The sequence below is a fragment of the Nitrospirota bacterium genome, from assembly GCA_016207885.1.
Classification (GTDB): Bacteria; Nitrospirota; Thermodesulfovibrionia; order UBA6902; family UBA6902; genus JACQZG01.
The window spans coordinates 132,270-144,250 of the sequence record JACQZE010000014.1 but is presented as its reverse complement, the minus strand read 5'-3'; the positions used below and the strand labels follow the sequence as shown (position 1 = coordinate 144,250).

Annotated in this window: 13 protein-coding genes; 10 read left to right on the top strand and 3 right to left on the bottom strand. The window is 44.6% G+C overall.

The features are described 5' to 3' along the window. From HY807_08805 to polA, 3 genes are all read right to left on the bottom strand, one after another. Window positions 1-179: transposase (locus HY807_08805; protein ID MBI4826501.1), on the bottom strand; the 179-nt coding region annotated here is incomplete at its 3' end. Beyond that, entirely contained in the window at window positions 109-804 is a 696-nt protein-coding gene (locus tag HY807_08800) for a hypothetical protein (GenBank protein ID MBI4826500.1), read from the bottom strand. The genes HY807_08805 and HY807_08800, both read right to left, overlap by 71 nt. Before the next feature lie 63 nt (window positions 805-867). Further along, entirely contained in the window at window positions 868-3,525 is a 2,658-nt protein-coding gene (gene polA / locus HY807_08795; GenBank protein MBI4826499.1) for a DNA polymerase I, read from the bottom strand. A 198-nt stretch (window positions 3,526-3,723) separates the two neighbouring features. Between polA and HY807_08790 the strand changes: the two genes are divergently transcribed. The 10 genes from HY807_08790 to HY807_08745 all read left to right on the top strand — a co-directional run bounded on the left by HY807_08790 (window position 3,724) and on the right by HY807_08745 (window position 11,843). Next, window positions 3,724-4,131 (top strand): hypothetical protein, encoded by a 408-nt coding sequence (locus tag HY807_08790; GenBank protein ID MBI4826498.1) that lies wholly within the window; start codon window positions 3,724-3,726, stop codon window positions 4,129-4,131. 147 nt (window positions 4,132-4,278) lie between these two features. Beyond that, entirely contained in the window at window positions 4,279-4,503 is a 225-nt protein-coding gene (locus HY807_08785; GenBank protein ID MBI4826497.1) for an addiction module protein, read from the top strand. Window positions 4,504-4,564: 61 nt separating this feature from the next. Then, window positions 4,565-5,509 (top strand): hypothetical protein, encoded by a 945-nt coding sequence (locus HY807_08780; protein ID MBI4826496.1) that lies wholly within the window; start codon window positions 4,565-4,567, stop codon window positions 5,507-5,509. Then, the gene (locus HY807_08775; protein MBI4826495.1) at window positions 5,506-5,688 is read left to right on the top strand and encodes a ferredoxin; all 183 of its coding nucleotides are present in this window, start codon (window positions 5,506-5,508) and stop codon (window positions 5,686-5,688) included. The genes HY807_08780 and HY807_08775 overlap by 4 nt, the downstream gene beginning before the upstream one ends. Before the next feature lie 5 nt (window positions 5,689-5,693). Further along, a complete protein-coding gene (locus tag HY807_08770; GenBank protein MBI4826494.1) occupies window positions 5,694-6,377 on the top strand; it encodes a PhnD/SsuA/transferrin family substrate-binding protein in 684 nt (227 codons plus the stop codon). Further along, window positions 6,374-7,777: a HAMP domain-containing protein gene (locus HY807_08765; protein ID MBI4826493.1), complete on the top strand. Its 1,404-nt coding sequence runs from the start codon at window positions 6,374-6,376 to the stop codon at window positions 7,775-7,777. Before HY807_08770 ends, HY807_08765 begins: the two co-directional genes overlap by 4 nt. Then, window positions 7,770-9,167: a sigma-54-dependent Fis family transcriptional regulator gene (locus tag HY807_08760; GenBank protein MBI4826492.1), complete on the top strand. Its 1,398-nt coding sequence runs from the start codon at window positions 7,770-7,772 to the stop codon at window positions 9,165-9,167. Before HY807_08765 ends, HY807_08760 begins: the two co-directional genes overlap by 8 nt. 195 nt (window positions 9,168-9,362) lie before the next feature. Then, a complete protein-coding gene (locus HY807_08755) occupies window positions 9,363-10,229 on the top strand; it encodes a transporter substrate-binding domain-containing protein (protein ID MBI4826491.1) in 867 nt (288 codons plus the stop codon). Between the two features lie 103 nt (window positions 10,230-10,332). Further along, the gene (locus HY807_08750) at window positions 10,333-11,043 is read left to right on the top strand and encodes an amino acid ABC transporter permease (GenBank protein ID MBI4826490.1); all 711 of its coding nucleotides are present in this window, start codon (window positions 10,333-10,335) and stop codon (window positions 11,041-11,043) included. A 26-nt stretch (window positions 11,044-11,069) separates the two neighbouring features. Beyond that, entirely contained in the window at window positions 11,070-11,843 is a 774-nt protein-coding gene (locus tag HY807_08745) for an amino acid ABC transporter permease (GenBank protein MBI4826489.1), read from the top strand. The last annotated feature ends 138 nt before the right edge of the window (window positions 11,844-11,981 follow it).

The window sequence follows — 11,981 nt, the reverse complement described above, 5'->3', positions numbered from 1 at the left end:
TGAGGACTCAGATGCCCCTTGCCAGGAAAACTGCCTGCAGGGTCTTCTGTATATTTCCGTTTCCATGTGCGTAACAGATTTTCATGTATCCCAAGGCTCCTGGCTACTTCAGTTACCTTTCGCCCTCCCTCTGTTACAAGTTTTAGTTTTTTGATCAGATATGATTTTATAGCCTGAATTGATAGATATAAATTCCTTTCTGACCATTTCTTTCACCTTTTCTGATAAATCTTTTTCATTCTTATCTAAACTAAGATAAGCAAAAAGTATATATGGATAAATATTATCCGAGATCATTCCATTTACCGGCTTAAAACTTTTATAGGGGTTTTTGTGAACAGCAAGTAAATGTGTTGTCTTAACATTATCATCAATGTAAGGATGCCAGGCATCTGGAAGGCTTAACTTTACCCCAATATCATTATTGACGTAAGTGTTTTGCTCTATATAAATTGCAGGCTGTTTAACACTTAAGAAAACAGTAGTCACCAACAATATTAAAGCAATCAGCGAGAGAGTTATTAACATAGGTTTCATCGCTTTATATGTTATTGACAAAGACTCGTTTTTTACCTCTGCGATTTTCTTCCTCATGCTTCTTCGCACAAAAAAAATTACTACTATTAAGAAGATGACAAGTATTAACATGTTAATAGGTATTTCTTTAAAAGCTAAGCCATGACGGTAATGCGCGATTAGAGATCCAGCCATCAGAGCTGATGTTAGTAGAAATGGATTTACAAAATTGTTTTTAATATAAACATATCGATTGCTGTACTTTTGTTTAGGTTGTTTTATTTCCATTGAATCCCCCTCTTAAAAGATGATTCCGGACAAGCCAGAATGACAACACTGGATTTTTTAATTTTAATGCGCTTCTGCCCAGTTTTTCCCTATCCCGATATCAACCTTGAGCGGAACATGGAGTTTAATGACATTCTCCATCTCTTCCCTCACAAGCGCCTCTGCCTTCTGTGCCTCATCTGCGGGAACCTCGAACAAGAGTTCATCATGCACCTGAAGGAGCATCTTCATCCTGAGCTTCTCATTTATTATTCTGTTGTGGATATTGATCATGGCGATCTTTATTATGTCTGCAGCCGAACCTTGTATCGGTGTATTTATCGCAAGCCTCTCGCCTAACTGTTTAATGTTTTTATTTGTGCTTTGCAGTTCAGGTATAGCCCTCTTTCTGTTGTACAAGGTCGTTACATATCCTTTTTGTGTGACCTCTTCTATGAGTGATGCAATATACCTGCTGACGCCGGGATGCTGGGCAAAATATGTGTCTATATAATCCTTTGCTTCACCCGGAGATATAGTTAGCTCTTTGCTCAGTCCGTATGGGCTCATTCCGTAAACAATGCCGAAGTTCACAACCTTTGCCCTGCGCCTCATCTCAGATGTAACTTCACCGGCAGGTATGCCGAAGAGTCCTGATGCCGTCCTTGAATGAATATCTCCGCCATTGTTGAATACATCTATCAATCCCTCATCCCCGCTGAGATGCGCGAGTATCCTCAGCTCTATCTGAGAGTAGTCTGATGAGAGAAGAAGATTCCCCTGCTCAGCTATAAATGCCTGCCTTATCCTCGTGCCCCACTCGCCCCTTGCAGGGATATTCTGGAGGTTCGGATCAGAGCTGCTGAGCCGTCCCGTGGCTGTTATCGTCTGATTGAATGATGTATGTATCCGACCTGTCTTCAGATTGACTATCTTCGGCAAGGCGTCAATATAGGTATTCTTTATCTTTGAAAGCCCTCTGTATTCAAGTATCTCTTTCGGCAGTTCATGCTCAAGCGAAAGCTCTTCAAGCACATCAACATCAGTTGAGTAACCGGTCTTGGTCTTCTTTATCTTTCTTAATCCTAACTTCTCATACAGAATTTCCTGAAGCTGCTTCGGCGAGTTGATATTGAACTCCTCACCAGCAATGAAATATATACGCTTCTCAATGCTCTCAAGCTCCCTGCCGAGCTTCTCTGAAAGAGATGTCATCAATGAACTGTCGATCTTTATGCCAGACATCTCCATATCCGCAAGCACCTCAACAAGAGGCATCTCCATGTCATTGAAGAGCATGTAAAGCCCTTCCTTCTGAAGCATCGGCTCAAGACGTCTCTTAAGCTTCAGCGTGACCGCTGAATCTTCGCCGGAATATCTTGTCGCATCCTCAACACTGACCTCGCTGAAGCCATTCAGCTTACCGACAACATCCTTGAAGCTTATCTTCTCAATTGAGAGCTGGCTCATTGCGACATCATCGAGGCCGTGATTGGATCTGTTCGGATTCAAAAGATAAGAGGCGAGCATCGTGTCAAAAGCAACGCCCTTCAGATCGATCCCCTCATTCTTCAGGACGATAAGGTCATACTTGATGTTATGCCCTGTTTTTTTGATATCAGGATTCTCAAGGATAACTCTCAGCTCTTTGATAACAGACTCTTTAGTGAGCTGCTTCGGCGCTCCCAAGTAATAATGTGCGAGAGGGATGTAATACGCTTTTGCAGGATCAACAGAGAGCGATATGCCGACAAGCTCGGCCAATACAGGCGACTTTGAAGTTGTCTCTGTATCAATCGTCACCTCATTCTTTATTGAAGCGATGACCTCTTTAAGAAGAGCTTCATCAGTGATCGTTACATATTCCGCATTAAACGAGGAAACTGTCTGCTCCTCTTTTGGAACAAGGTTTACTAATGACCTAAGTTCATACTTGCTGAATATCTCAAAGAGCCTCGGCCAGTCAGGCTCTCTCTCCAGAAGCTCCTCCATTGATACTTCCGCAGGCGCTTCAAGGTTGACCGTGGCAAGCACAAGGCTCAGCTCTATGTTAGGGATATTTGCAGCGATAGATTCTCTGAGCTTCGGCTGTTTGATCCCAGCATGATTCTTTATCACACCGTCAAGGCTGCCGAACTCTTTTATCAGCTTTACAGCCGTCTTCTCACCGATGCCGGGAACCCCTGGGATATTGTCTGACGCATCTCCCATGAGCGCCATTATCTCGGGGATGCGCCGAGGCTCAACACCGAAACGCTCGATCACATCCTTTTCCCCTGTAACCTTCTCCTTCATGCTGTCGTATATCTTTATCCTCGGAGTAATTACCTGGCAGAGGTCCTTATCCCCTGTAACGATGAAGACATCAACCCCCTCTTTTTCAGCCCTCTTTGCGATCACAGCAAGAAGGTCATCAGCCTCAAAACCCGGCTTCTCAATGGTGTGAATATTGAACGCCCCGATTATCTCCTTGATGATGGGAACCTGCAATTTAAGGTCATCAGGCATGGACGGCCTGTGCGCCTTGTAATGCTCATACGCCTCATGCCTGTGAGTCGGCCCCGGCGAGTCAAATACGATGGTGAAGTAGTCAGGCTTCTTCTGCTCAAGTATCTTCAATATCATCGTTGTGAAACCGTAGATGGCGTTCGTGGGAAAACCGGATGAAGATGAGAGCCTTTTTATTGCGTAAAACGCGCGGTACAAATATGAGTTGCCGTCTATGAGATATAAGGTTGGCATATGAGACAGAATATCAAATAATCACCTTATAAGCAATTACTCAGCGAACAGAACTAATTCCGTCATTCTGGCTTGTCCAGAATCTTCCTTTTGATAAATCTCTCTCCTATGTTTTGTGCTTGTATTTTGTATTTCACACTTCTATTCTATAATTGTCTTATTTAAGAAAACGCTGTATTAATTATTAGGAGAACGAAATTGTTTGATAAAATAACAGACTTATTATATACCTCTTCGCTCTTGTCATGGCCTATCTCATTATTGGGTATTCTTTTTCTTCTCAGCCCTCTAATTATTGGGAGATGGATACTAAATAAGTATTCATACAAATATAAATCTATGACAACAGGATTTATCTTAGGGCTAATAGCCCTACCTTTATCTTTATGGTTATCACTACATTATAGTTTAGATGGAGCTAGAGCTGCTTTAGGCGGAGTAGGTTCAATTATTTTATTATTTCATCAATTGCCTATTTTGCTATTAAGCTTCAATTCAGAAGGGTTAGATAAACTGTATTTGCTTTTCGGATCTATTGTTTGGGTGATTGTATATGGATTAATAGGTTTAATGTTTGATCTTAAAAGGATAAAAGATTCCTCCTAATAAACCCCTCGTGGAATAGCAGGGGCATACTTGCCTAATGGCATTCGCCCAATCCACACCGCCTCTTCACTATTATGATCTGTTTGTGATACATTGCCGCTCACATGATATAATAAGACAAATTAAATAGTTGGGAGGGCAACCATGATAAAGACTAATGAACTTTTTGATGAAGCGATTTCGCTACCTATAGAAATAAGAACGAAGCTTGTTGAGAAACTTCTGCATAGCTTGAATCCCTCGCAAAAAGAGATTGATAAATTATGGGCAAAGGAAGCAGAAAAGAGGGTTGAGGAAATAAAAAGCGGGAAAGTTAAGACGATCCCGGGAGAAAGAGTATTTAAAAAGATCCGTGACAGGTTGAACGCTTGAAATATTCTTTCCATCCTGCTGCATTCTTGACTATTAACCTCCTTAAAGGTATATTTTTTGTGTGAAAAAGAGCTATAAGCCTATATCATTAAAGCAGGTAAAGACCTGCAAACTCGGGGATCGGAAGAGCAAGGTGAAGCTCTACAGGTTTGGTTCTCCTTTTGAAAAAGGAAGCTTCAAAGACTTTCTCAAGAGCATGCCTGACCTGTTAGCCGGAACTGATTTCAGAATGATCGTCAAGGCTGTTGTGAAGGCAAAAGAGGACGGCAGGCCTGTTATCCTCGGCATGGGCGCGCACCCGATAAAGGTCGGCCTCTCTCCTGTGATTATCAATCTTATGAAGAAAGGCGTCATAAGCGCGATTGCCATGAACGGCGCCTGCATTGTCCATGATTTTGAGGTGAGCATGATGGGACACACATCTGAAGATGTTGATACCGAGCTTTGCAACGGCACCTTCGGCATGGCTGAAGAGACCGGCAAGGGGATCAACCTTGCAATAAATCAGGGCGTAAAAAAAGGTAAAGGTATCGGCAGGTCGGTCGGTGATCATATAGTCAGCAAGGATTTCCCTTATAATGAGTTCAGCATTCTCGCGTCAGCCGCAAGGCTCAATATACCGGCAACTGTGCATGTCGCTATCGGCACAGACATCATTCATATGCATCCATCTGCAGACGGAGCCGCTATAGGCGAAGGGAGCATGAGGGATTTTAAGCTCTTTTCATCGGTCGTCTCCGATCTCAAAGGCGGCGTATATATCAATCTCGGCTCTGCGGTCATCTTGCCTGAAGTCTTTCTGAAGGCGATAGCTCTTACAAGAAATCTTAAGCATGATGTAACGAATTTCACTACAGTGAATATGGACTTCTTCCAGCATTACAGGACACGGGAGAATGTCGTGAGGAGGCCTGTGCTTTCAGGCGGAAGTTCATACGCGCTGACCGGCCATCACGAGATAATGTTCCCTCTTCTTGCCGCCGCCATTATGGAGAAGCTGAGTTGAAGCCTGTGGTTGATGAAGACCTCTGCATCGGGTGCGGCAACTGCATGGAGATATGCCCCGCCGTCTTTCAGGTCATTGATGCAAAATCAAAAGTAATAGACCCTGACGCATGCGACTATGCCATGTGCTGTGAAGCAGCAGAAGAGAACTGTCCTGTTGAGGCAATCACCATAAAATAGAGGTTATGCCGCTTAACTTTACAAAAGCTGTTGTAATATTTTCTTTCCTTTTTATTCTCTCCGGATGCGTAAAGGATGAGAAGCCGAAAAAGGTGAGCCTCTACAAAAAGTCCGGTGTTGTATCAAAAGAGAATGATGAACTTGCCGAGACCCTCTCGTTCGGATTTGACCTCAGCCTTGACCCGAAAGAGCAGGTTCAGATCTACACGCCTTTTCTCAAATACCTTGAGTGGAGAACCGGCAAACGTTTCCGTCTTAAATTCTTCAAAACAGATGAGGAAAATGTAAGAGAGCTTGGGCTCGGGGCTGTTGATTTCGCAGCGATCGACCTGATGAGCTATGTGACAGGCAAAGAAAAATACGGGATCAATTATCTTGTCAGCGGCCTGAACAAGGACGGTGACGCAATATATCACACCGCCATAATTACAAGGCCTGAAGGCAAGATACAAATAATAGGGCTTCCCAATCCATATCCAAGCAGTATCATCGCATACAATAGTGCAGTAGACAGCAAAACAGTGGAGTTAGTAAAAACTGCCCTGCTTGAGTTTGAGCCGAACGGCAGGCACAAACATATAATATTTGAGTGGGATAAGACAGAGATGCCAAATGGTTTCGGGACTGCCGATATTTCTGACCTGGATAACATATCAACCTTGATCAAAAAATACGGATTACAACAATGAAACTCCGCAACAAGATCATACTGCTTACTACAACCGTTGTTATCGCGGTCGGGCTTATGATAACGCTCTCCATAAGAGGGACTATCATCAACGCCTTCAGGGGAGAGCTGCAAAAAAAGGCTGTCTCCATCGCCGGCAACCTTTCTGACAGGATCGCAAACCTTATCCCTTTGAAAGACCATTTTCAGATAATGCAGGCATTCGACCAGGTACTAATTAAAGAAAACGACATTGAGTATATCCTGGTCACTGACGAAGACGGCAGGCTCTTTGCTCATACATTCAAAAATACCCCGCCTGCTGACATTCTCGGGTGGAATCCAATAGAAGAAAGAAAGATGAACGTTCAACTGCTGGATACAGAGAATGGCTATATAAGAGATGTAGGCGTTAACGTAATCAAAGGCACAAGGTCGGAACTTCATATAGGGATAAGAGAGGACAGCCTTAACGATACACTTGCAAGTATGAGGAATATCACCGTCCCTATCATAGGGCTCGTAATGCTTCTTGGAATAATCGCATCCGTATTTCTGAGCAGGCTGGTCACAGAGCCCCTGAACAAGTTCGTGGAATTCACAAAGGTGTTGGGCAGGGGAGAATTCGGCAGAAGGGTTGAGGTCAGGTCCGGCGATGAGATAGGCGAACTTGCGGAGAGTTTTAACAGGCTCTCGATGGAGCTGAAGGCTGTAAGTGACAAGATGGAAGAGGCATACGCCTACACGCACCTTCTTCAGGCGGAAAAACTCTCATCCATCGGACAGATATCCGCAGGGCTTGCGCATGAACTGAAAAACCCGATCACAGCCCTAAGGATGCTCTTCCAGGGATACGAAGACCAGCCTGATATGACAAGGGAAGATGCGGCAGTAATAACCAATGAGATAGACAAGATAGATAATATCCTCTCAGGTTTTTTAGGCTTTGTGAAACAGAAAGGCACGAACATTGCGAAGGTGAACCTTAAGAGCCTTATTGACAGAGTACTTTCGCTCGCCACGTTTGACATTCAAAGACATAACATAACGATACATATGGACATGCTTGAGACGCTGCCTGCTGTATATGCCGACCGGTCGCTGCTGGAGCAGGTCTTTCTGAACCTTGTGCTTAATGCCATAGAGGCGATGCCAAAAGGCGGAGAGATAAGGATATCAGGCAAGACAGACGAGAACTTTGTGGAGGTAATGGTATGGGACAGAGGCAGCGGCATACCGCCTGACCTGAAGGCCAAAGTATTTGACCCCTTCTTTACCACAAAAGAGACAGGCACAGGCCTCGGGCTCTCGATTGCGTATAATATAATTAAAACGCACGGCGGGAGGCTCTACTTCAGCAGCAGTGAAAAGCTGGGGACCGTATTCACCGTCAGGCTGCCTAAAGGAACAGCGCATGGATAAGATACTTGTAGTAGATGATGAACAGGGAGTCTGCTATTCATTCAAGAAAATATTGGGCAGGCAGGGATATGATGTCATAACCGCCAATAACGGGATAGAGGCTATTGAAAAGTCAGGGGCTGAGAAACCGGCTCTCATAATAATGGATGTCTCAATGCCCAAGATGGACGGGCTTGAGACGCTCCAGAAACTTAAATCCCTGCACCCCTCGCTTACCATTATCATGATGACAGCCTACAGCACTTCCGACAGGGCCATCACAGCTATGAAGTACGGCGCATATGATTATCTCATCAAGCCTTTTGACAATACCGACATGATCTCACTGGTGGAACGGGCGTTAGCCGAAAGAAAGATGTCATCTCCCGTGACCTTTGAGGAGACTGACATGGAAGAAGGCGACAGGATAATCGGGAAGAGCCCGGCGATACTTGAGATATACAAGAAGATCGGGCAGGTCGCTGAAAGCGATGTTACAGTGCTCTTAAGGGGAGAGACAGGGACAGGCAAAGAGCTTATAGCAAGGGCGATCTATCATCACAGCGACCGGGTCAATAAACCTTTCCTGCCTGTGAACTGCGCCGCAATACCTGAGACCCTTCTTGAGAGCGAACTCTTCGGACATGAGAAAGGCGCGTTCTCCGGAGCTGACACCAGAAAGATAGGGAAGTTCGAGCAGTGCGACAAAGGCACCATGTTCCTTGATGAGATAGGAGATATGCCATTAACTCTTCAGGCAAAACTCCTGAGGGTGCTTCAGGACGGGACATTCCAGCGCCTCGGCGGAAAAGAGACTATTAAAACAGATGTGAGAATTATCGCCGCGACAAATAAAGACCTTGAGGAGATGCAGCAGAGCGGCAAATTCAGGAATGACCTCTACTGGAGGCTGAATGTCGTCAGCATTCATGTGCCCGCGCTTAGAGAGAGAAAGGAAGATATCGAACATATCATTAATTATTTCATACAAAGATACAACAGGGAACTCGGCAAAGAGATAAAAGGCATCTCACCTGAGCTGCTGAAGAAATTTCTGGGCTACAACTGGCCAGGGAATATCAGGGAGCTTCAGAACATCATCCACCGCGGCATGGTGCTGTGCCAGAAAGATGTATTGTCTCTTGAAGACTCTGAAGCATTTCAGGAAACAGTACCGGTGAAAGATACTATCGAAAATATGCTTTCTTATGTTGCTGACCAATTACTCAATAAAGGTGACGCCAATATTTATAAAGATGCAATCGCTTCATTTGAGCGCATCCTGATCAAGAGAGCTCTTGAACTGAACAATAACAATCAGGTGACAACCGCAAAGTTCCTCGGCATTTCAAGAAATACGCTTCGTGAAAAGATGAGTTCAGACAAAGATGATAATCTGAGCAGAAAATGAACACTTGTATTTTTTTTGCACAGATTACAACAGACTGCCTTTAATTTTTCCTGAAAATTCAAAGAGATTATCCTGGCATTGATATTGCTCTATCAGCTTATGTCATAAGCCGGGATTACCCCGCAAGTTTTACACATAATCAACAGGCTTATTTTAAGCCTCAAATTAAAAACCTTTAAAAAAGGAGAATTCAGCATGAAGAGAAGCAGTTTAGCAGTACTGATGGCAGCATTGCTCGTGATGTCGTTTGTCGCATTGGCAACTGCCGGGACATTGCTTGAAGAAGTAACAAAAAGAGGTGTTGTGCGTATCGGACACGGCAATGCAACCCCGCCCATGAACTATCTTAATGACAAAGGCGAGTGGACAGGCTTTGATGTAGACCTCGGCACCGCAATCGCTGAAAAGTTAGGCGTAAAGATCGAAAGGGTGCTGGTTGACAACAAGACAAGGATAGCCTTTTTGGCGAACAGGTCAATTGACATCTCTCTTGCAAATATCAGCGCCACCAGAAGCCGTGAAGAGCAGATGGATTACGCTGAGCCTCCATATTTTTGGACAGGCAAGATCTTTTATGCTAAAAAGGGAAAGATCAAATCAATAAAAGACCTTGGCGGGAAAAAGATAGGTGTTGACCAGGGCTCAAACGCTTTTACCGCAGCGCCTCAGGAGATCGCAAAAGTAACAGATATAAAACCTGAGATGCTCTCTTTCCAGAACAGCGCGGAAGGCTTTCTGGCATTGAAACAGGGCAAGATCGACGCATACTCTCAGGACGCTCAGATCATGGCATCGGTTGCAGGCAGCCTCGGAGAAGAGTATGAGGCGGTAGGCGGAGCGATCTGGAGCGCGGGACTTTACGGGATCGGCGTTCCTGAAAACGAGAGCGACTTTAGAGACAAGATAAGTTTCATCCTTCAGGACATGATGAAAGACGGCACATATGAGAAGATATATCAGAAGTGGTTCGGTGCAAAGGGAATCGCCCCGCTTTCGATAAACGCAAGGCCCCGTTTACCGAAAGATACTTTCGGCGATATGCTGTATACATGGCCTGATTAATATAAGGGCATAAGGTTAATTGTGCATTCCGGAGAGGCACGGAGAATTCTTCGTGCCTCTCTGTTTGCATTTAGTGCAGTTGACAGAGTAATATTTATAAACCATGAAGTTTTTCAATTTAAGATATGACTTCGACTGGAGCATCCCGTTCAGGGAACCTTACCTCAGCTGGCTGATAACCGGCGTCAAGCTGACACTTCTCATAGCAGTTGTCACAGCAGTAATGTCTCTGATAATCGGAACAGCGCTTGCCATAATGAGGGTCTCAAGATTCAAGGTTCTTAACATACCGGCCAAACTATATGTTGAGACCGTAAGAAATATTCCGGGCCTCTTCTGGCTGCTCTTTTTCTATTTTATATTCCCGCAAATGCTCCCGTCCCGGCTGACGGACATGCTGAATCAATATTCTTACTATTCGGTAGTAGCCGGCATACTCGGCCTTACCGTTGATAATTCCGCTTATGTATCCGATATTGTAAGGGCCGGACTTTTGTCAGTGCCAAGAGGACATTTAGAGGCTGCTGTCTCAACAGGGCTGAACAGGCTCCAGCAGCTTAGATATATAATGCTGCCTGAGGCATTCAGGGCCATTCTCCCGCCGCTTGGCACAAGGATGATACATAATTTCAAGAACAGCTCTCTCTGCATGGCTATAGCTGCTCCTGAACTGACATGGGCAACCCAGCAGATCGAATCAATAACATTCAGAGGGCTTGAGGTGACTTTTCTGGCAACGGTCTTTTATGTAAGCCTCTCCCTTGCCATGGCGATGATCATTATCAGGCTTGAGAAGAGATGCAAAGCAATATGACCGGAACTGCCGGTATGAGGACATAAATGGAATTTTTCTTTGAGCAGCTCGCGAACTGGAAGTTCTATCTTATCGGCGGTTTTCCAAACGCTCCGTTAACAGGCCTCACTCTGAATATTGTTCTTGCTTTGCTTTCTATAGGCATAGGGCTCTCTTTTGCAATAATCCTCGGGCTGGGAAGGATCTCCGTCAGAAGGTACATCCGCTATCCGTGCGGCGCCTGCGTAGATATTGTAAGGTCAACCCCGCTGCTCCTGATTGTCTTCTGGTTTTATTTCTTCCTCCCTGTATTAGGAGTGAAAATTTCTATACTGGGATGCGCAATCATCTCTCTTTCAGTCTATGCTGCAGCTTATCAGGCAGAGATAGTGAGGGCCGGCATACTCGCAGTGCCTGCGGGACAGATGGAAGCCGGAATATCTACAGGCATGTCCAAGTCTCAGGTATTTGTAAACATTATCTTCCCTCAGGCGTTCAGGATGATGCTCCCTTCTTTTGTAAGCTTCTTTAACTCGATGTTCAAAAACACCTCTACGGTTTATATTATAGGGGTCGTGGATCTCACGCGCACAGGCATAATTATAAGCCAGCTTAAACCCAACAGGATCTATGCCGCATATGCATTAATGGCATTAGGTTTCTGGATAGTATGTTACGCCCTTTCTTTCTCAGCTCAAAAACTTGAGAAGAAGCTCGGCACACTTGATTATGAATCCTATAAACCGGAGATATGCAGAGAAGACCTTATCTTACTGCCGCTGCCAAAGGCTGTTAAAAGATTTCTTACAACACAGAAGTAGCGCCTTCAATTCCCTCTTTGGCAATGGAAAGACAGAGGGGTAGATTTTTCTCCAAACGATTGACCAATAAGTGAACACTTTGTTCAAATATTGAGCCTCTACGCTGCCTTGTTATTTATTTCCCCTTGTATTTCAAAG

Coding starts and splice junctions, on each gene's coding strand:
- HY807_08800 (MBI4826500.1), bottom strand. CDS start 804: ATGGAAATAAAACAACCTAAACAAAAGTACAGCAATCGATATGTTTAT.
- polA (MBI4826499.1), bottom strand. CDS start 3,525: ATGCCAACCTTATATCTCATAGACGGCAACTCATATTTGTACCGCGCG.
- HY807_08770 (MBI4826494.1), top strand. CDS start 5,694: ATGCCGCTTAACTTTACAAAAGCTGTTGTAATATTTTCTTTCCTTTTT.
- HY807_08765 (MBI4826493.1), top strand. CDS start 6,374: ATGAAACTCCGCAACAAGATCATACTGCTTACTACAACCGTTGTTATC.
- HY807_08760 (MBI4826492.1), top strand. CDS start 7,770: ATGGATAAGATACTTGTAGTAGATGATGAACAGGGAGTCTGCTATTCA.
- HY807_08755 (MBI4826491.1), top strand. CDS start 9,363: ATGAAGAGAAGCAGTTTAGCAGTACTGATGGCAGCATTGCTCGTGATG.
- HY807_08750 (MBI4826490.1), top strand. CDS start 10,333: ATGAAGTTTTTCAATTTAAGATATGACTTCGACTGGAGCATCCCGTTC.
- HY807_08745 (MBI4826489.1), top strand. CDS start 11,070: ATGGAATTTTTCTTTGAGCAGCTCGCGAACTGGAAGTTCTATCTTATC.